The organism is Plesiomonas sp. PI-19 (genome assembly GCF_021368255.1).
GTDB classification, from domain to species: Bacteria; Pseudomonadota; Gammaproteobacteria; order Enterobacterales; family CAMTGL01; genus Plesiomonas; species Plesiomonas shigelloides.
Window position 1 is genome coordinate 953,381 of record NZ_JAJNMQ010000001.1, and the last position, 20,490, is coordinate 973,870.

General features: G+C 50.9%; 15 protein-coding genes. 11 read left to right on the forward strand and 4 right to left on the reverse strand.

Annotated features, from left to right (window positions below):
* Positions 1-25: 25 nt before the first annotated feature.
* Positions 26-2,674, reverse strand: coding sequence for a PqiB family protein (locus LQ901_RS04390; RefSeq protein ID WP_064977959.1), 2,649 nt, complete (start codon positions 2,672-2,674; stop codon positions 26-28).
* Complete coding sequence (gene yebS / locus LQ901_RS04395) at positions 2,646-3,884, reverse strand: membrane integrity lipid transport subunit YebS (RefSeq protein ID WP_064977958.1); 1,239 nt, start codon at positions 3,882-3,884, stop codon at positions 2,646-2,648. The genes LQ901_RS04390 and yebS overlap by 29 nt, the downstream gene beginning before the upstream one ends.
* 172 nt (positions 3,885-4,056) lie before the next feature.
* Between yebS and LQ901_RS04400 the strand changes: the two genes are divergently transcribed.
* From LQ901_RS04400 to pntB, 6 genes are all read left to right on the forward strand, one after another.
* On the forward strand, positions 4,057-4,527 hold the full coding sequence (locus LQ901_RS04400; protein WP_010863995.1) for a GAF domain-containing protein: 471 nt from the start codon (positions 4,057-4,059) through the stop codon (positions 4,525-4,527).
* 80 nt (positions 4,528-4,607) lie between these two features.
* Positions 4,608-5,279 carry an RNA chaperone ProQ gene (proQ, locus tag LQ901_RS04405; RefSeq protein ID WP_010863994.1) on the forward strand — a complete coding sequence of 224 codons (672 nt, stop codon included), beginning with the start codon at positions 4,608-4,610 and terminating at the stop codon, positions 5,277-5,279.
* A 20-nt stretch (positions 5,280-5,299) separates the two neighbouring features.
* Positions 5,300-7,321: a carboxy terminal-processing peptidase gene (prc, locus tag LQ901_RS04410; protein WP_039046728.1), complete on the forward strand. Its 2,022-nt coding sequence runs from the start codon at positions 5,300-5,302 to the stop codon at positions 7,319-7,321.
* A gap of 362 nt (positions 7,322-7,683) precedes the next feature.
* Positions 7,684-8,355 carry a hypothetical protein gene (locus LQ901_RS04415; protein WP_010863992.1) on the forward strand — a complete coding sequence of 224 codons (672 nt, stop codon included), beginning with the start codon at positions 7,684-7,686 and terminating at the stop codon, positions 8,353-8,355.
* 434 nt (positions 8,356-8,789) lie between these two features.
* Entirely contained in the window at positions 8,790-10,325 is a 1,536-nt protein-coding gene (gene pntA, locus LQ901_RS04420) for a Re/Si-specific NAD(P)(+) transhydrogenase subunit alpha (protein ID WP_010863991.1), read from the forward strand.
* 10 nt (positions 10,326-10,335) lie between these two features.
* Positions 10,336-11,712: a Re/Si-specific NAD(P)(+) transhydrogenase subunit beta gene (gene pntB, locus LQ901_RS04425; protein ID WP_010863990.1), complete on the forward strand. Its 1,377-nt coding sequence runs from the start codon at positions 10,336-10,338 to the stop codon at positions 11,710-11,712.
* Between the two features lie 147 nt (positions 11,713-11,859).
* On the opposite strand, the gene LQ901_RS04430 is transcribed toward pntB, so the two are convergent.
* The gene (locus LQ901_RS04430) at positions 11,860-13,203 is read right to left on the reverse strand and encodes a DEAD/DEAH box helicase (RefSeq protein ID WP_178088378.1); all 1,344 of its coding nucleotides are present in this window, start codon (positions 13,201-13,203) and stop codon (positions 11,860-11,862) included.
* A 141-nt stretch (positions 13,204-13,344) separates the two neighbouring features.
* Positions 13,345-14,550, reverse strand: coding sequence for a nicotinate phosphoribosyltransferase (gene pncB / locus LQ901_RS04435; RefSeq protein ID WP_152136307.1), 1,206 nt, complete (start codon positions 14,548-14,550; stop codon positions 13,345-13,347).
* A 225-nt stretch (positions 14,551-14,775) separates the two neighbouring features.
* Here pncB and LQ901_RS04440 point away from each other — a divergent pair, with 225 nt between their 5' ends.
* From LQ901_RS04440 to LQ901_RS04455, 5 genes are all read left to right on the forward strand, one after another.
* Entirely contained in the window at positions 14,776-15,327 is a 552-nt protein-coding gene (locus LQ901_RS04440) for an NUDIX hydrolase (RefSeq protein WP_039046725.1), read from the forward strand.
* A 189-nt stretch (positions 15,328-15,516) separates the two neighbouring features.
* Positions 15,517-18,123: an aminopeptidase N gene (gene pepN / locus LQ901_RS04445; protein ID WP_370635676.1), complete on the forward strand. Its 2,607-nt coding sequence runs from the start codon at positions 15,517-15,519 to the stop codon at positions 18,121-18,123.
* 85 nt (positions 18,124-18,208) lie between these two features.
* The gene (locus tag LQ901_RS16875; protein ID WP_010863985.1) at positions 18,209-18,424 is read left to right on the forward strand and encodes a DUF2835 family protein; all 216 of its coding nucleotides are present in this window, start codon (positions 18,209-18,211) and stop codon (positions 18,422-18,424) included.
* A gap of 219 nt (positions 18,425-18,643) precedes the next feature.
* Positions 18,644-19,654, forward strand: coding sequence for a quinone-dependent dihydroorotate dehydrogenase (gene pyrD / locus LQ901_RS04450; protein WP_064977953.1), 1,011 nt, complete (start codon positions 18,644-18,646; stop codon positions 19,652-19,654).
* A 123-nt stretch (positions 19,655-19,777) separates the two neighbouring features.
* The gene (locus LQ901_RS04455) at positions 19,778-20,320 is read left to right on the forward strand and encodes a cell division protein ZapC (protein WP_010863983.1); all 543 of its coding nucleotides are present in this window, start codon (positions 19,778-19,780) and stop codon (positions 20,318-20,320) included.
* Positions 20,321-20,490: the final 170 nt, after the last annotated feature.

Below are 20,490 nucleotides of genomic sequence, written 5' to 3' on the forward strand. Positions count from 1 at the left end.
CATAACCCGCGCAGTAGCCTCGTGGCTATTCAACCGGGATGGCGGTTTGCCAGCTATCGGCTTGCTCCGGCATCTTTTGGTTAAGCAAGAAATGCGAACGGGCTTTGGCCATCGGTTTTAGTGGCGCGCTCGGTGGCGTTGCCACAGAAATACCTCCACGCAGCAGCTGATTCAGGGTTCCGGAGCTGGCGACACCCGAGAACAAACCAAAATCAACGTTATAACCGGAGCTGAGCCAGAATACGCTATTTTGACGAATCAGGTTCTGATAGCGGCGGTTAATACGTACCTGCACATGTACGCGATCAGCCAGTTTGCCCAGATTAAAGCCGGTCACGATGCCAATCTCCATACCGCGATACAGGATAGGTGTGCCGACAATCAACGAACCAACATTCGGCGCATCCAGCGTGAGCGTCAAGCCATCCAGATAACGCGATGACACAATGCTGGGCGGTAACAACTCAAACTCGCGGCTCGGATTACCATTGCCCGGCTCTGCGCTGATGTACGGCGTCAGAATGCTCTCGATATTGTAAATCCCAGTGGTATTGATCTCCGGTGTAACTAGCGTAAAACGGCTGGCATTCCGAGCAAACTGCGCATCATATTTAGGATACAAAATCGCCTGCACGGCGACGTGGTTGTTATCACGGGTGAGCTCGGTATTAATCACTTGTCCGACGGTGATCCCCAGATAGCGAATCGGCATATTTTTGCTGATCTTAGAAGCATCATCGGTCAGAAGGGTGATCTGGCGACCAATGGCTTTGGCCGCCTGTTCTGATGGATACAAGCGGCGTAGCTCACCTTTACCGGCACTGGCTTCCGATACGTTATCCATGCTGATTGCACCTTTAAGTGCGCGCGACAGCGGGGTGGCTTGTACCGATACGCCTCCGGCCCCAATCTCAACCTTGGCGCCGCCCTCGGCCCAGAAAATGCTCTGTGGTGTCAGCAGATAGCGGTACTGTGGGTCGATAAATACCGCAACATTAAATTCGCCTTTGGCGGTTGGCTTGATAGAAAGCAACTGACCAATTGGGAATTTACGATATAAAACCACCGAGCCTTGCTGGATATCGGGCAGCTCACTGGCTTGCAATGTCAGGGTCGGTTTTAGATCAGCGTAATCAATACCGGCGCGCGCACTTTTCAGATCGCCATACAGGGTGTAGCGGGTCTTCGGCGTGCCTTTACCGCCGGCTATCACATTGATGCCGCCTTGTAAAAACTCCTGCGCTGAGGCGCCTTTGACTTCCACACCATCCAAACCCACTTGAACATCAACTCGGCTGGCTGCGGCAAAGCGGCTATCTGCGTGGATCAAATGCCGATAACGCGGCTCTATCGCCACGGAAAACAGCACGCCTTCTGGCGTTAGCTCACGCGTAATAATCTGACCGATATTGATCCCGTTCAGCCACACAGGTTGATTAACATCCACGCCAAATGACTGCGGAGCCAGCAGCGTAAATTGCAGCGAATTTTCGGTTTGTTGCAGCAGCTGGCTATCATCCACGACCGTGAAACGCCGTTGCGGTGCACCTTCCCCTGGCATCAGCTGTAGGGTTGGACCGGTGAGCAAGGTGCTCACGCCAGCGGGATTACTGAGGGAAAAACTTGGGCGCTGCAATTTGATATGCGTGCCAGAGCGCAGTAAATCTTTGATGGAGGGGTCTACCACCAAGGTTCCCGCCACGCTGTTGACATCTTGTAGGTCCAGGTTAGTCAGTAGGCCGACTTTCAAGCCCTGATACATCAATGGCGTGCTACCGGCTTTTAATCCTCCAGCATTTGGGAAGGATAGGTGCACACTGATCCCGCGCTGGCTAGCCGCTAAATCGGGATACAGTGGATAGGACGCATCATCGGAGGCCTGCGGTGCATCGGCTGGCGAGTCAAACGCAATGGCTCCGTTGATCAGTGCATTGAGGCTTTCTAACTTGATGCTGGCGCCGGACAAACTGACATCGGCTTGTACGCCACTGGTGTTCCAGAAGCGGGAGGTGGTTTTGACCAAATTGGCGAACCGCTGCTCAATCAAAATATCGATCAACACGCCTTCGTTATCCGGCGCGATGCGATAATCATTCACTGTCCCCACCGGTATTTTGCGGTAGTAGACTTGCGAGCCGGTTGAGAGAGACCCTAAATCATCACTGCGCAAGTGCACCAGCAAATCACCGGTTGATTCACGATAACGCGGTGGCGCACTTAAAGCCGAGAAATGACTGACACTCGCGCCTTCGCCCGGCAGCATATTGATGTAGTTACCCGATACCAACGCATCCAGCCCAGAAATCCCGGCCAGTGAGGCTTTCGGAGTGACTAACCAAAACTGTGTTCCTTGGCGCAGCGTATCCACCGCTTGGCTGTAAATATCGGCTGTAACCGTTACGCCTTGCAGGTTAGGGCCCAACGAGACTTTACGCACCATCCCCACTTCTAACCCTTGGAAGCGAATGGGGGTACGGTTTGGCACGATACCGGTGGCCGAGTTAAAGTGAATTGAAATCTGTTCACCTTGCTCGCGTAGCGTGTAGTACACCAGACTCAGGGCGATTGCCACCGCAATCACAGGTAATATCCAAAACGGTGAAATCCGGCGTTTGGTTTTGATTTTTGCCGCGATCGGCGGCTGTTCAGGTGCGTGAGGTTGTTGGTTTGGCATGGACATCCCAGATTAAACGCGTATCAAACCATTCTGCAGCCAGCATGGTCAGATAAACGGCGGCGCAGAAAAAGAACGCCGCCGGCCCCAGAGTAAATGACAGGATCTGATCCCTATCGACCAGTGACATCATCAACGCCAGAACAAACAGATCCAGCATTGACCAGCGGCCGATGATTGAAACAAAACGAAAGAGATTCAATTGCCAGCGTCGCTGCCAGCCAATGCGAAATTGCACTGAAATCAGTAGCGCCAGCATCACTACAATTTTTACTAGCGGTACCAAAATACTGGCGACAAACACAATAATGGCAATCGGCACATTGTTGTTTTGTACCAGCGATAAAATCCCAGACATGATGGTGTCTTCTGCACGCACGCCACGCACATACAAAATAGAGATAGGCAGCAAGTTTGCTGGTAACAGCATCACAATGGCTGCCAGCACTGCCGCCCAAGTTTTTTGTAGGCTCTGCTGATAACGCGAACGCATTTTCATCAAACAGCGCGGGCAACGCCCTGCCACGTTCGGCTGCCCAGAATAATGGCAGTGTGGGCAGTGCAAAATTTGCTCTGGCGGAGTGTTGGAGGAGGGAACCGGTAGTGGATAGTAACGCTGCCAAAGCTGCGCTGGATTAAAGTGGATCATCAGCAGCGTCATCAGCAGGGTGAGCAAAAACAGCGGAATTAAGCCAAATCCACCATTGAGTAGCGCGTAATCACGAATTTTGAATGCGGTTACCCCGAGCGCCAGCAGATAGACATCCAGCATCACCCACTCTTTGAGCTTTTCTAAGATCAGCAGGCAAGGGCGTAAAGACCAGCGAAAACGCCGCGCAATCCAGAGATAGAAAATTCCTCCGGCGAATAGCGCGGGCGCGGCAACTGCGCATAGCAGCACCAAGGTGGCGGTGACCGGAAAACCTTGCCAGGCCATTTGCCATAAGCCTTCCCATAAGGAGGCATTGATGTTGACCCCGAACAAATTGATTTTGAGTAACGGTTCGGTATAGGCCAGCGGCATCAGAATCAACGCCGCCAGTGCAATCGCTGCTAACCGGTTCAATGACCAATCCCGCCCGTATGCGGTGACCGACATACAGCGTGGACATTCTGCATTTTGATTGCGCATCAACGGCGGAATCTGCAGCAGGCAATCGCAATAGCCACAGCGGGCCACGCGTAGCTGAGATAAATGATGTTTTGGCATGGCTGACTAGTTTAACCGAGTCAACCGCCCGCTGGCGATGATTTGTCAAAGAATATTGCGTAGGTCATTCGGCAGCGTACAGATACATAAAAAGGCGATTACGGATTGATTAACAGATAAATTTTCGTATAACGTAGCATTATACGTTACGTGTTGTTAACAAAGGTCTACAATGTCAGAAAAGAGCGCGTTTTACGCTGAATTACAGCGGGATATGAGTGCATTACTGCACGGGGAAACTAACCTGATCGCGATTTTGGCGAATGCCGGCGCATTGCTAAACAGTCGGCTGGATGACATCAACTGGGTTGGCTTCTATCTATTGGACGGCGAACAGCTGGTCTTAGGGCCGTTTCAAGGGGAAATCGCCTGTACCCGTATTCCAGTAGGGAAAGGCGTATGCGGAACGGCTCTGGCCGAGCAAAAAACGTTGCGGGTAGACGATGTGCATACCTTTGACGGACACATTGCGTGTGATAGCCGCAGTCGTTCCGAAATTGTGATCCCATTAAAAGTTAACGGGCAGTATTGTGGGGTTTTGGATATTGACAGCCCCTCATTAGGACGGTTCAGTGCAGAGGATCAACAGGGCTTAGAAAAAATAGTGATTGATTTAGGCCTACTCTTAGACGCTGATGCGTAGCTTTTATGGAGCAGGTCACTATAATACAGCCTGTTCATGCCTGCGCCTGTCGGCGTAAAAGTAGTAATTCAGGACTTTTCATGGAAAATCAACAGAAGCTGACCAGCAGCAAAGAAGTTATTGCATATCTGGCAGAGTGTTTCCCTCAATGCTTTACCCTCGAAGGTGAAGCGCGCCCTCTGAAAATTGGTATCTTCCAAGACGTAGTAGAACGTTTAGGTGAAGATGCTCGAGTAAGCAAAACTCAGCTGCGTTCAGCTCTGCGTCAATATACCTCCAGTTGGCGCTATCTGCATGGTGTCAAAGCGGGCGCAAGCCGCATTGACTTAGACGGCAATGCTTGCGGTGAGCTGGATCAACAGCATATCGACCATGCCCGCCAGCAACTGGAAGAAGCGAAAGCACGGGTGAAAGCCAAGCGTGCAGCTGCAAAGAAAGAAGAGGGTGATAAAGCGCCTCGCCGTCCACGTCAGGAGAAGCGCACCGAAGCGCGTACCCCGGCGCGTGCAGCTACCGCGCGTAAAGCTAAATCTTCACGTACTGTCTCTGCGGCAGAGCCGAAGAAGCAAATCAGCGAAACACCAGTACAAAGCGTCGAAATTGCCCAACTCAGCGTGGGTCAGGCGATTAAAGTGCGTGCCGGTAAAGGTCTGATGGATGCCACTGTTTTGGAAGTAGCCAAAGACGGTGCTCGTGTCCAGCTGGCCTCCGGTTTGGCAATGATTGTTCGGGCTGAGCATTTGCTCGCCTGAGGCGGAGACAGAAGCAAGGCATGAAAAATTTGTTTCGAGTAACATTAGCGGCCAGCTTTATGCTGGCCTGCTGGGCGCACGCTGCTGAGCCTAAGTATCCGCTGAGCAGCATTCCCCAGCTTGGCCCTGAAATGCAGCATCCCACCGCGGAAAAGCGCATTACAGCCCGTTTCACCCGTTCCCACTATCGTCAGTTCGATCTCAATAGCGAATTTTCAGAAAAGATCTTCGATCGTTACCTGAAAATGCTGGATTACAACCACAACGTATTCCTTAAATCAGACATCGACCAATTCTCCAAACAGCGCGATAACCTCGATAAAGAACTTAAAGAGGGAAAGCTAGATACCGCGTATGCGCTGTTTAATTTGTCGCAAAAACGCCGCTATGAGCGCTACGCCTATGCGCTGTCTTTGCTCGACAAACCAATGACCTTTACCAGCAACGAGACCTATGATCTCGACCGCTCCAAAGCGCCGTGGCCAACCACCACAGCCGAGCTGGATAAGCTGTGGTACGAAAAGGTCAAATTTGATGCACTAAGTCTGAAGCTGGCCGGTAAAGATTGGCCTGCCATTCAGGAAACGCTGACCAAGCGTTATAACTTTGCCATCCGCCGTTTGGCGCAAACCAACAGTGAAGATGTGTTCTCACTGTTCATGAATGCGTTCTCACGCGAAATCGATCCGCATACCAGCTATCTGTCCCCACGTAATGCCGAGCAGTTTAACAACGAGATGAACTTGTCGTTGGAAGGCATTGGTGCGGTGCTGCAAGCCGATGATGACTACACCGTGATCCGTTCGCTGGTGGCCGGAGGCCCTGCCTCGTCCAGCAAGAATATTGCCGTGGGCGATCGCATTATTGGGGTCGGTCAAGAAGGTAAAGAGATGGTGGATGTGATTGGCTGGCGTTTAGATGACGTAGTCGATCTCATTAAAGGCCCGAAAGGCAGCAAAGTCCGTCTGCAGATTTTGCCTGCGGGTAAAGACAGCAAAGCCCGTGAAGTGGTGCTAGTACGCGATAAAATTCGCTTAGAAGACCGCGCTGCGAAAGCGTCCGTCAAAGAAGTTAACGGACAGAAAATCGGTGTTCTGGAGATCCCAAGCTTCTACGTGGGTTTGAGTGAAGATGTGAAAGCGCGCCTGCAAGAGCTGCGCGATCAGAAAGTATCCGGCATCGTCATCGACCTGCGTGGTAATGGCGGTGGCGCACTGACCGAAGCGACTGCGCTCAGTGGCTTGTTTATCCCACAAGGCCCAGTGGTGCAGGTACGTGACAGCTATGGTCGTATTAAGGTCAATGCGGACACTGATGGCGTTTCTTACTATGATGGTCCACTCACCGTATTGGTTGACCGTTTTAGTGCATCGGCATCAGAAATCTTTGCTGCTGCGATGCAAGATTATGGCCGTGCATTGATCGTTGGTGAGCAGACCTTTGGTAAAGGGACTGTGCAGCAGCACCGTTCACTGAACCATATCTACGATCTGTTTGATAAACCGCTTGGTCATGTGCAGTACACCATCCAGAAGTTCTACCGAATTAATGGTGGCAGTACTCAGCACAAAGGGGTGATCCCAGATATCGTGATGCCTACCGGTGTTGATCCGGCGGACACTGGCGAAGCGTTTGAAGATAACGCCTTGCCGTGGGATAGCATTGAGCCAGCTCCGTATGACAAATCGGGTACGCCAACGCAGTTTGTCCCTGAGCTGACCAAGCAGCATCAGTCGCGTATCACCAAAGATCCAGAATTTGGCTATATTCAGGCTGATATTGCCCAATATAAGGCGCTGAAAGCCAAAGAGAATAAGATCTCATTGAATCTGGCTGAGCGGCAGAAAGAAAATCAGGAAGAAGATGCCCTGCGACTCAAGCGTGTAAATGAGCGTTTGGCACGTGCGGGTAAACCGGCGGTGAAGACCTTGGATGCGATTCCGAAAGATTATGAAGATCCGGATCCGTACATGGATGAAACCGTGAAGATCACGCTGGATCTGGCTAAAGATCAAGCCAAGGCGCAACCGGCAAAATCCTAAGTCGTCAGACAAACGAGATAAGCCGACAGACACATCCGCCAGTAGAGAGACAAGTCTCTAATCTGGCCAGAGATGAGAGTTGTGCTGTAAACCCGAAAACGCCGGTGCTATCCGGCGTTTTTCTTTTCTGTTCTTTTTCCTTTTCCCTCAGTCTTTTATGTTTTTCTTAGCTTGCTTGCAGCCTGATTTGCCCAATGAGTGTGATTTGCTGCGTGATGAGGCGGAGAAAAGACGTGAGCGCGGCTCGGTGAAACCGCCTTCGCAAAAAATATCTTTAATATGCACGGTGAAAAAAGTTATCTGTGACTAACGTCAATATATCAGGGTCTCTATTATGCAGCCATGCGCTTACCGGAGGGCTTATGCTCCGATCACTGATGATGTTGATGCTGTGTGCCAGTATGAGTTTTTCTGTACCGGCTCGGGCCGAGCTGGATCAATCTCTCAACTCATTTGACGAGCCGTACATCGTCGGTGACTGGATCTGGCGTGCGCCAGACAATCAAGCCATCCCACTGGGCGAATTTAGCTATCGTATGATGTCGATTCGCTTTGATTCGAAAAACCATTTTATCTTTGTGTTGCAGCGTGATGACGGTAACCATGATGTCTGGCAGGGGCGGTATGACATTACCAGTGAATACCTGACGTTGTATCCGCAAGGGGATCAACCGCAGATGCTGCAATTCCAACTGAGTCAAAATCAGTTTGTGATGGGCAATGTGATGTTTTCAAAACTCCCGCCAGCGGAATTGCTCGGCGCTTGGCGTAGTGCAGAAATCACTGGCAGTGATGTGACATCCCACTTGCATAGTTTTGAAGTTAACTTCCTGCCGGACTTTCAGTTTGAAGCGCAGAGTGTGGGAAAAGATGGAAAATTACAGACAAACCGTGGTTTGTATATTTATGAAAATCACGAAGTCGTGCTGTTTTACCCGAATGGCCGTCAGTCATTGAACATCTCACAGCAAAATAATGAACTGATTTTGAACGATAACTTGTTCGATAGTCACATAGAACTTGTTAAACGCTAACCTGCAAGAAAGTGCTTATTCCTTTTCTCTAAGTGGTCAGATACCGGCGCAGAAGATGTAACTGCCGAGTATTTGCCCACTTTTTTGTTGCTTTTCCCCCATTTCGTTGTGAATTTAATCAGTAACTTCTGATTCGACCTGTTATTAGTAGATCCCTTCGGATAATTTCAGTAGTTTATTTTCTAAATTTTGAATGACGTTGCGTTGTGGTTACAGCTTTTGCGCAATAATCTTTCGGAAATTTTATTTGTCATTGCTTACGTTATTGTTGTTATGGGTTAAGGAGGACACATCTATGCAGGGGAGCTGTGGGTAACTGCAGCAACGCAGGCAATCCCTTTCGGGGATGTGATAGCGTACAACACCAGTGACAGGACTCAGGCACTGGTGCGGATTATTTTTTTCGCTAACTGATGCCAATTGAAGGAATAACTATGCAGATTGGTGTACCAAAGGAACGACTTGCGAATGAATCGCGGGTAGCTGCCACACCGAAAACGGTGGAACAACTGCTGAAATTGGGGTTCAGTGTTGTCATTGAACAGGGAGCCGGTCACCTTGCTAGCTTTGATGATGCAGCCTATGTCGCTGCCGGCGCGCAAGTTGTCCCGACTTCGGATGTCTGGAACGCTGACATTATTTTAAAAGTGAATGCGCCTGAGGATGCGGAAATTCCTCTGTTGAAAGAAGGTGCATCGTTAATCAGCTTTATCTGGCCAGCCCAGAATGCGGAGCTGATGGCCAAATTGGCTGAGCGTAAAATCAATGTGATGGCGATGGATGCGGTACCACGTATCTCCCGCGCCCAATCACTGGATGCGTTAAGCTCGATGGCTAACATTGCCGGTTATCGTGCCGTGGTTGAAGCCGCGCATGAGTTCGGTTCATTCTTCACCGGTCAGATCACCGCCGCGGGTAAAGTACCACCAGCCAAGGTGATGGTCATTGGCGCTGGTGTGGCCGGTTTGGCTGCTATCGGTGCTGCGGGCAGTCTGGGCGCGATTGTGCGTGCGTTTGACACCCGTCCGGAAGTAAAAGAACAAGTTCAGAGTATGGGGGCTGAGTTCCTCGAGCTGGATTTTGAAGAAGAAGCGGGCAGTGGCGATGGTTACGCCAAAGTGATGTCAGAAGCTTTCATTAAAGCTGAGATGGCGCTGTTTGCGGCGCAAGCCAAAGAAGTGGACATCATTATTACCACGGCGCTGATCCCAGGCCGCCCAGCACCAAAACTGATCACGACCGAAATGGTAGCCAGCATGAAGCCAGGCAGCGTGATTGTGGATCTGGCTGCGGCAACCGGCGGTAACTGTGAGCTGACCGAAGCAGACAAAGTGGTTGTCACTGACAATCAGGTCAAGATTATCGGTTATACCGATTTACCAAGCCGTCTGCCGACACAGTCTTCTCAGCTGTACGGTACCAACTTGGTTAACCTGCTTAAGCTGCTGTGCAAAGAAAAAGATGGCACCATCAATATCGATTTCGAGGATGTGGTGCTGCGCGGCGTGACCGTGATTAAAGAGGGGGATGTCACTTGGCCACCTCCGGCGATCAAAGTCTCGGCTCAGCCACAACAGCAAGCGGCTGCCAAACCGCAAGCGGCGAAAGTAGAAGAGAAACCGGCGTCTCCGGCCAAGAAATACGGTCTGATGGCTGCAGGTATTGTGCTGTTTGGTTGGATCGCTAACGCGGCGCCAGCGGCCTTCTTGTCTCACTTCACCGTATTTGTTCTGGCTTGCGTCGTAGGTTACTACGTGGTGTGGAACGTCAGTCATGCTCTGCATACCCCGCTGATGTCTGTTACCAACGCCATTTCCGGCATCATTGTGGTCGGTGCGCTGCTGCAAATTGGGCAAGGGCACGGCTTTGTGTCGTTCTTGGCCTTTATCGCGGTATTGATCGCCAGTATTAATATTTTCGGTGGCTTCACCGTCACCCAGCGTATGCTGAAGATGTTCAGAAGGGACTGAGGGGTAGCACATGTCTGAAGGATTGGTACAAGCAGCTTATATTGTGGCTGCGGTGCTGTTTATTATGAGTCTGGCCGGTCTGTCCAAGCATGAAACGGCTAAAGCCGGTAACTGGTATGGTATTACCGGTATGGCAATCGCGCTGGTGGCGACCATTTTAGGTCCGCACTCAGCCGGTGTTGCTTGGATTTTGCTGGCGATGATTATCGGTGGTGCGATCGGGATCCGTCTGGCTCAGCGCGTTGAAATGACCGAGATGCCTGAGCTGGTTGCGGTACTGCACAGCTTCGTGGGGCTGGCGGCGGTTCTGGTGGGCTTTAACAGCTACTTTGACCACGGCGCGACCGAAGGCGTGCTGCTGAATATCCACCTGACCGAAGTGTTCTTGGGGATCTTCATTGGTGCCGTGACCTTCACTGGTTCAATCGTGGCATTTGGTAAACTGCGTGGCAAAATCAGCTCTAAACCGCTGATGCTGCCGCATCGCCATAAATTGAATCTGGCGGCGCTGGTGGTATCGTTCCTGCTGCTGTTGGTGTTCTTGAACGCTGGTGGTGGTACGTTCGTTCTGGTGCTGATGACCCTGATTGCGCTGGCGTTTGGTTGGCATCTGGTGGCTTCTATCGGTGGTGCGGACATGCCGGTGGTGGTTTCCATGCTGAACTCCTACTCCGGTTGGGCAGCTGCCGCAGCGGGCTTCATGCTGGCGAACGATCTGCTGATCGTAACCGGTGCGCTGGTTGGCTCTTCGGGTGCGATTCTGTCTTACATCATGTGTAAGGCGATGAACCGCTCTTTCATCAGCGTAATTGCCGGTGGTTTCGGTACCGATGGTGCAGTTTCCAGTGGTGATGAAGAGATGGGCGAGTACCGTGAAACGACCGCTGAAGAAGTGGCGGAGCTGATCAAGAGCGCAGGCTCAGTCATCATTACTCCGGGATACGGTATGGCGGTTGCTCAAGCGCAGTATCCAGTGGCGGAAATCACGCAGAAATTGCGTGAAAAAGGCGTACAGGTGCGTTTTGGTATTCACCCAGTTGCCGGCCGTTTGCCAGGACACATGAACGTTCTGCTGGCGGAAGCGAAAGTGCCGTACGACATCGTGCTGGAAATGGATGAGATCAACGAAGACTTCCCTGATACCGATGTGGTGTTGGTGATCGGTGCCAATGACACCGTGAACCCTGCCGCGCTGGAAGATCCGAACAGTCCGATTGCGGGCATGCCGGTTCTGGAAGTGTGGAAAGCACAGAACGTGGTGGCGTTTAAGCGCTCCATGAACACCGGCTATGCCGGCGTGCAAAACCCACTGTTCTTCAAAGAAAACACTCAGATGCTGTTTGGCGATGCCAAAGATAGCGTGGATGCTATTTTGCGCGCGCTGTAAGCGCTTACAGATAGCAATCATCGCGTAGCTCGCAGCGAATAAAAAGCCCCGCCAATTTGGCGGGGCTTTTCTGTATGTGTATCCATCATCGCGCGGTAGCCGTTGTACCGTATTCCCGCGAGAGGTGTGGTCAGTAAAGTAAAAGGCTTACTCTTCTGGTAGATCCGGATCGGCGCGCTCTACAATCAGCTGCTTTGGTTTACGCTTCATCATCGTCATACCCGCATCAGCGCCGGCGGTGAATTTACGCGCCGCGCGTGGTTTGGCTTTCACCGGTTTATTGTCTGACGCTTTGGTTGGCTTAGCCGTTTTCTTCATCTGCGGCTTAGCAACTTTCTTACGTAAACCTTGGAACTTACCGGTCAGGCCTTCAATGATGGAGAAGTCCAGCGGTTGGTTGACCGCCGCTTTCACGCGCTCATAGCTTTCCCAGTCTTTCGGACCGACCAGCGATACCGCATTGCCTTTGCTGCCTGCACGACCGGTACGACCAATACGGTGGATGTACTCTTCCGGCTGTTTTGGCATATCAAAGTTGATCACCAAAGAGACATTCAGCAGATCCAGACCTCGGGAGGCCACATCGGTGGTTACCAGCACTTTGTAACAGCCACGGCTGAAGTCATCCATGATTTTGTTACGGGCACTTTGGCTGTGCTCACCGCTCAGGCCAATGGCTTTGAGACCTTGCTGATTGAGCATGTCGGCCAGACGCTCGGTATCAGAGCGGGTGGCGGTGAAAATGATCACCTGCTGATACTCTTCGTGGCTCAGCAAGTGTGAGAGCAGGGCTTGCTTGTGATCCAGATGATCGGCCAGATAGAAACGCTGCGTGATGTCAGCGTGCTGCGCCATCGCATCACCCACTGCAATACGGCGTGGATTTTTCAGCGCGGCAAATGCCAACGCTTCCACGTCAGGCGTAATGGTTGCGGAGAACATCAACGTCTGACGATGGCGATGATCGGCCGATTGGTTAATGGCTTTCAGCTCTTCAGCAAAACCCAAATCCAGCATCCGGTCGGCTTCATCCATAATCAGCATTTCTACCCCGTTCAGGTAGATGCTGCGCTCTTTCAGATGGTTCGCCAAACGACCCGGTGTCGCGATGATGATATGTGGATTTTTACGCAGCGCACGAATTTGGTCGTTAAAGTTTTCGCCGCCCAGCAGCAGTGCGGCATCGAGATTTTTACCGGCCAGCAAAAAACGCAGTTGAGCATAAACCTGACGTGCCAGTTCGCGGGTTGGCGCGAGGATCACCGCGCGTGGATCGCGCTTTTGACGGGCACGCTCACGCAGCAGGCGTTGCATCATAGGCAGCAAAAACGCCATGGTCTTACCTGAGCCGGTTTGCGATGACGCGATGATGTCGCGCCCCGTAATGGCGGCTGGAATACACATTTGCTGGATCTCGGTTGGTTGTTCATAACCGAGGTTATTAATGGTGTTGATCAGACGTGAGTCGAGAGAAAGCTCGTCAAAACGCAAGGTTGTTACTCCGAAAAGATGTTCTATACACAAGACGGAGCAGAGGCTCCGTCCATGTTAATTCGATAATGCTGAATATGGCAGCTGTAGCCTTGATCGCAATAGGGATATTCCCTGTTGTGATAGGCGATTACTGTCAGTTTAGCCGTTGCAGGCCAGTGGTAGGGAGAAGGCCTTGCATAAATCGGCAACAAATTGTGGATCCTGACAGATGGTTTTCCCCGGGCTGTCAGACAGCTTGGCCACGGGCTTACCGTTGCATTCAGTCAATTTGATCACAATGTTCAGTGGCTCAACCCCAGGAATATCGCAAGTCAGGCGAGTACCAATGCCGAATGTGATGTTAATCCGATGGTGGAAGTGGCGATACAAGCCCAAGGCTTTATCCAAATCCAGATTGTCGGAAAAGACCAGCGTTTTGCTCTGCGGATCGATACCAAGTGCTTGATAGTGCGCAATGGCTTTTTCACCCCACGCGATGGCATCACCAGAGTCGTGGCGCAAACCTTGGTAGCGGGTGGCAAAACGCAAATCGAAATCGCGCAAGAACGCATCCATGGTGATGCAGTCTGTCAGCGCAATGCCGAGTGAGTCTGGATACACCTTAAGCCATGCATCCAGTGCGGCGCGCTGACTTTGTGCCAGCGCTGGACTCAGTTGCTGGTGCGCTTGGAACCATTCATGGGCTTGGGTACCGACCGGAGTCAGGTTCAACTGCCGCGCTAAGTGGTAGTTACTGGTGCCACAAAAGCCGGGGAACTCTTGCTGCAATGTACTGATAACGGCGTGTTGCACATCGGCAGAGAAACGGCGACGAGTACCGAAGTCGACCAAACGGAACTGATCCATATTCAGATCTGCTGAGTTGGCTTCAAAAATCGCCAGCTTGTTGCGCAGATGACTGACCGCTTGCTCAGTTGTGATATGCGGATAGCGGTGACGCTGGCTGATCTCACTGATCAATGCCAACAGCGGAACCTCCCACATGATCACTTCGTGCCATGGGCCTTCAATATGCAGCGCCAGTTGCCCTTGCACCACATTCACGGTGACTTGCTCAGGCTTGTAGCGATAATTCTTGAGCCAGTTTAGGTAGTCGGCACGGAAAAACGGCAGGCCGGATAAGTACCGGTATTCTTCGTCGCTCAGCGACAGATCGGCCATCAGATCAATCTGGGCTGCAATTTCATGCGCATAGCGGCTCAGCGCGTGCGCGCCACGGCAGCGGAACTCCGCTACCACCGGAGTATCCGGGTAGAGCAGGTAAACCGCTTGCTGCATATGCAGCTTATAAGCATCAGTGTCGAGCAGTGACGACAAAATCGGCGTGATTACGGATTGAGTCATAATTACCGTACAATATCCTTTATAAACACTGGCTGTTAACCACTGCGGCAAGTATACCTCAGAACAGTATGACATCCGTCAAGTTTATTTACTGCAAAGCAGACAAACATACCGTATGTAATGTTTTGTCTCTGTATTTATTCTTTATTTTTGCGCCATCCTCTGCCAGCTTGCATACAATAGACCTCGTGTTCAGTCGGAACGAATTAAGACAGGCGGCAAGATATGTCCTCTTGGCAAACCATTGAAAGCAAAACTGTTTATGAAAACCCGTGGATGCGGGTGCGGGAAGATCAGGTCATTAATCCGGCCGGTAATCCGGCGCTGTACGGGGTTGTGGAGTTCAAAAACCGTGGCGTAGGTATCGTGCCTTTGCATGCGGATGGCTCTATCACCTTGGTGCGGCAAACCCGCTATGCAACCGGCTGCAACAGCTCGTTGGAGCTGCCGGAAGGCGGTTGTCCGCACGGTGAGAACTGGTTTGATACCGCGCGCCGCGAACTGCAAGAAGAGACTGGCCTACTGGCGGAGGCCATTGAGCCTTTACTGCTGGGCTTCCATGTCTCGAATTCCATCACCAATGAGACCGGTGCGCTGTTTGTGGCTACCGGCTTAAGCCAAGCGGAACAGGCTTTGGAAGAGTCGGAAGATATTACGGTAGAGCGCCATCCGTTTGATGATGTTTTGCAGATGGTGAAAAGCGGCATAATTACCGATGGTTATACTATTATGGGTATTTTGTGTCTGGCTGCGGAACGAAGCCGTTTTGGCTTATAAACGGTGTTTGACCACAACCTTATTTTTATGACAGGCTGCAAGTAATTCATCGCACAATATGTTTATCGCACTATGAATCTCACGCTTTTAATTTCAATGAGAGTGCGAGTCACAACATGAGTTACTGCGCGTGTTGAAGATGAAAACAGCCTAAATACTGCAGAGGGAAGAAGAATAATGACGCAACAAATGCAGACCGAGCCGCAAGCTAAATATCGCAAGGATTACCGAGCGCCAGATTACACCATTACTGATGTGGCGCTGGATTTTGATTTATCCGCCGATGATACCGTGGTGACTGCCGTTAGCCATCTGGTTCGTCAGAGTGAGCATGCCCAGCCGTTGGTACTTAACGGTGAGGGGCTGACGCTGGTTTCCGTGGCCGTGAATGGCCAGCCAGTGACGGATTATCAGCAAGATAGCCATAGTCTGACCATCAACGGTTTGCCGGCGGAGTGTGAGTTAACCATCATCACGCGTTTTAGCCCAGCGAAAAATACGGCGCTGTCGGGTTTGTATCAATCCAGTGAGGCACTGTGTACCCAGTGTGAAGCGGAAGGGTTCCGTCGTATCACCTATTTCCTTGACCGCCCAGATGTGTTGGCGCGTTATCAGACCAAAATCACCGCCGATAAGGCGCGTTATCCGTACCTGCTGTCTAACGGGAACCGTGTTGCAAGCGGAGAGTTGGCGGATGGACGTCACTGGATGCAGTGGTCTGATCCATTCCCGAAACCATCGTATCTGTTCGCGCTGGTGGCGGGCGATTTTGATGTATTGCGTGATACTTTCACCACGCGCTCGGGTCGTGATGTCGCGCTGGAGCTGTATGTCGATCGCGGCAATCTGGATCGCGCCGATTGGGCGATGGAATCCTTGAAGCAATCGATGCGCTGGGATGAAAACCGTTTTGGTCTGGAATACGATCTGGATATCTACATGATCGTTGCGGTGGACTTCTTCAATATGGGCGCGATGGAGAACAAAGGGCTGAACGTCTTTAACTCCAAGTTTGTGCTGGCAAAAGCCGAAACCGCCACTGATACCGATTATCTGGATATCGAACGGGTGATCGGGCATGAATATTTCCACAACTGGACCGGTAACCGCGTGACCTGCCGCGACTGGTTCCAGCTCAGTCTAAAAGAAGGGCTGACCGTGTTCCGCGATCAAGAGTTCAGCTCCGATCTGGGTTCACGTGCGGTTAACCGCATCAATAATGTGCGGGTGATGCGTGGTGCGCAGTTCGCTGAAGATGCGAGCCCTATGGCGCACCCGATCCGTCCGGATAAAGTTATCGAGATGAATAACTTCTATACCGTGACCGTGTATGAGAAAGGCTCTGAAGTCATTCGCATGATGCACACCTTGCTGGGTGAAGAGGCGTTTCAAGCGGGGATGCGCTTGTATTTCGAGCGTCATGACGGCAGTGCGGCAACCTGTGAAGATTTTGTCAAAGCGATGGAAGATGCCTCGGGTATCGATTTGACCCAATTCCGCCGTTGGTACAGCCAAGCCGGTACGCCACAGTTGCAGGTGCGTGACGAATATGATGCTAAGCAGCAGGTTTATCGTCTGCATGTGCGCCAAAGCACGCCACCAACGCCAGAGCAAACTGAAAAACAGGCTCTGCATATCCCACTAGATATTGAGCTTTATGCCGAAGATGGTGCGGTGATCCCGCTGCAAAGTGGTGGTCAGGCGGTGAATTCGGTGCTGAATGTCACTGAGCCGGAGCAAACGTTCGTCTTTGAACAGGTGCCGCAAGCGCCGGTTATCTCACTGCTGCGTGAGTTTTCTGCGCCAGTGAAACTGGATTACCCGTACACCGATAAGCAGCTGACTTTCCTGATGGCGCATGCTCGCAATGACTTTGCACGTTGGGATGCGGCGCAAATGCTGATTGGTAAATATGTGCGCTTGAATGTTGCTAACTGGCAGGACGGTAATGCGCTGGAGTTGCCGATTGAGGTAGTGGATGCATTCCGAGCAGTATTGCTGGATGAGCAGCTCGATCCGGCCTTGGCGGCCTTGATCCTGACATTGCCGAAAGAGACCGAGCTGGCGGAATTGTTCGATCTGATTGATCCAGATGCGATCCGCGCGGTGCGTGAATTTATCCGTGATGAGCTGGTGTTGGAATTAAACGATGAACTGCGCGCCGTGTATCAAGCGCATGTTTTGCCAGAATATCGTGTTGAGCATGCCGATATCGCACGTCGTGCGCTGCGTAATACTTGCCTCAGTTATTTGGCCTTTGCTGAAGGGGCTGACGCACTGGTGCGTCGTCAATACGAGCAGGCCGATAACATGACTGATACGCTAGCCGCGCTGTCTGCTGCTGTCAGTGCCGAGTTGCCATGCCGTGACAACCTGATGCAGCACTTTGCGGATAAATGGCAGCACGATGGTTTGGTGATGGATAAGTGGTTCATGTTGCAGGCAACCAGTCCGGCGGCCAATGTGCTGGAAAACGTGAAAGCGTTGATGCAGCATCCGTCATTCAGCTTGGCGAACCCGAACCGTACGCGCTCCCTGATAGGTGCTTTTGCATCGGGTAATCCATCGGCCTTCCATGCTAAAGATGGCTCAGCTTATCGCTTCCTGACCGATGTGCTGGTGGAGCTGAATAGCCGTAATCCTCAGGTGGCGTCACGGTTGATTGAGCCGTTGATCCGCTTAGGGCGTTATGACGCCGAACGTCAGCAATTGATGCGCGAGCAGCTGTTACGTTTACAAAAACTGGACAATTTGGCACGTGATTTGTTTGAAAAAATCACCAAGTCTTTAGGCTAAGCCTGCTGAGGGGATAAAATCCTACTTTTCAGCATATTTGTCTGTTTAACCGGATACGGCAGGGCAACCTGCCGTATTGTTTGCGATGATCTTCCATTTTTCCCTTTCAATTGATTATCAAACCTTTTTACACCACTACCATGGTCAAGCTCGGCAAATTTTGGTCTGGTCTGAAGAGGGAAAGCGGCTGAGTTTACCGGCGGCCCGTTTTCGTACATTTTTGCTACATAACGGTGTTAATGGTCGCTTTCGACTGGAAATAAATGCGCAAAACAGCATTGTTAGTCTGCAACGCTGCTGAAAGTGACAAAAATTGACGAAACACAATGACAAAGCCGATCAACTTGACCATAATGCGACTCCGGTTTCTGACCGGGGCATTCAGCTCGTTTATGCTTGATGATTGCGCAGTTCCGGGTGAGGAAACACACAGACCGGTACTGCTTTTTTCTCCCTCTGCTGTGTAGCCCTCCCGTTGATGCGCAGGATTCGTGACCGCGCGTTTATCAGGAGAGGTATCATGCTTTACCGTTTAGCCCGACAAGCCATTTTTCAATTTGAGCCAGAACGCGCTCATGATTTAACCATTCATAATCTTAAGCTGATCACCGGCACTCCCCTCGAATACGTCATCCGTCAAAATATCCCCAATAAGTCTGTCAGCTGCATGGGTTTGAGCTTTAAAAATCCAGTGGGTTTAGCCGCGGGTCTGGATAAAAACGCTGATTGCCTCGATGCATTGGGTGCGATGGGATTTGGATTTATCGAAGTCGGTACCGTAACGCCACGTCCGCAACCGGGTAATGACAAGCCACGTCTATTCCGCATTTTGGAAGCCGAAGGGATCATCAACCGGATGGGCTTTAATAATATGGGTGTCGATTATCTGGTCGAGAATGTAAAACAGGCGAAATACGATGGCATCATCGGTATCAATATTGGTAAAAACAAAGATACGCCGGTAGAGAAGGGTAAAGATGATTACCTGATTTGTATGGATAAAGTGTACGAGCATGCCGGTTATATTGCGATCAATATTTCCTCTCCAAATACGCCGGGCCTGCGTACATTACAATATGGCGAAGCGTTGGATGATTTGCTGCAAAGCGTAAAATTGCGCCAAGAAGAGCTGCATAAAAAGCATGGCCGTTATGTACCGGTTGCGGTGAAAATTGCACCAGATTTAACCGATGAAGAGTTAATCCAAATTGCCGATAGCTTGGTGCGTTATAAAATTGATGGTGTCATTGCCACTAACACCACATTAGACCGCAGTTTGGTACAAGGATATAAGCATGCCGAAGAAGCGGGGGGATTAAGTGGCCGACCGTTACAGCATCGCAGTACTGAAGTGATCCGTAAATTATCCGCTGAGCTGAAAGGACAGTTACCGATAATCGGTGTCGGCGGGATTGATTCAGCCATTGCCGCGCGTGAGAAAATGGCTGCGGGAGCATCACTGGTGCAGATTTATTCTGGCTTTATTTATCATGGTCCGCGTTTAATTAAAGATATTGTGTCCCATCTCTGATTATTTCTGCATAAAAGGCCAGACAGGGGTTTGCAATAACGCCTGTCTGGTTTACATTTATCCTGTACCTTGCCGTTTTATAAAACACACTGTCTACACTGATAAAATACATTAGGTCTGATAATGAAAATCAAGCCGGACGATCGCTGGAAATGGTATTTTGACGCCGAGTTTGACCGTTTAATGCTCGATCTTGCCAATGGAATGGTATTTCGCTCCCGGCTCGCGGGTCGTTTTTTGATTGCGGATATTTTTTCTGGCTGTGCATTTACGGTCGAAGATACAGCGCAATATTATGATTATATGGATGGCTTACACGCTAGCCCACTGACATCGGCACAGAAAGCGGAATTAGTTTTAAACGCCGTTGCCGCGCAACGCTTTTTAAAACCAGTAATGCCAAAGAGCTGGTATTTTGCCCAAATCAATCATGGCTATTCACCGGAAATGGGTGAATTGGTTCAAGTACAATTGGTTGATAGCGAAGAAAAAGTATTGCTGTTTGTGGTGGAAAATAGCGGTAACGCCAGTTTGTGCTTAGTTGCCCAGCCTCAGATGATCCTCAATGATCGTCCTCTGGCTCTTGGCGAGCCGATTAAGGTGATGAATGATCGCCTGTCTCCTGCCTCTACGCTGGCCTACGGGGCGTATGCGTGTGCGGGTTAATCGCGTTTCATCAGCATGGCTGAGTATGTGAAATACATAAATTGTGTGATGTAAGTCACTTTACGGTGATTTTCACGCTGAGTATTTGCATAAAAGTTTGATGCACCTCTTTATCTGACAATAGTCAGATCCTTATACTTCGCTCCTTCTATACTACGGAGCGCAAAAGT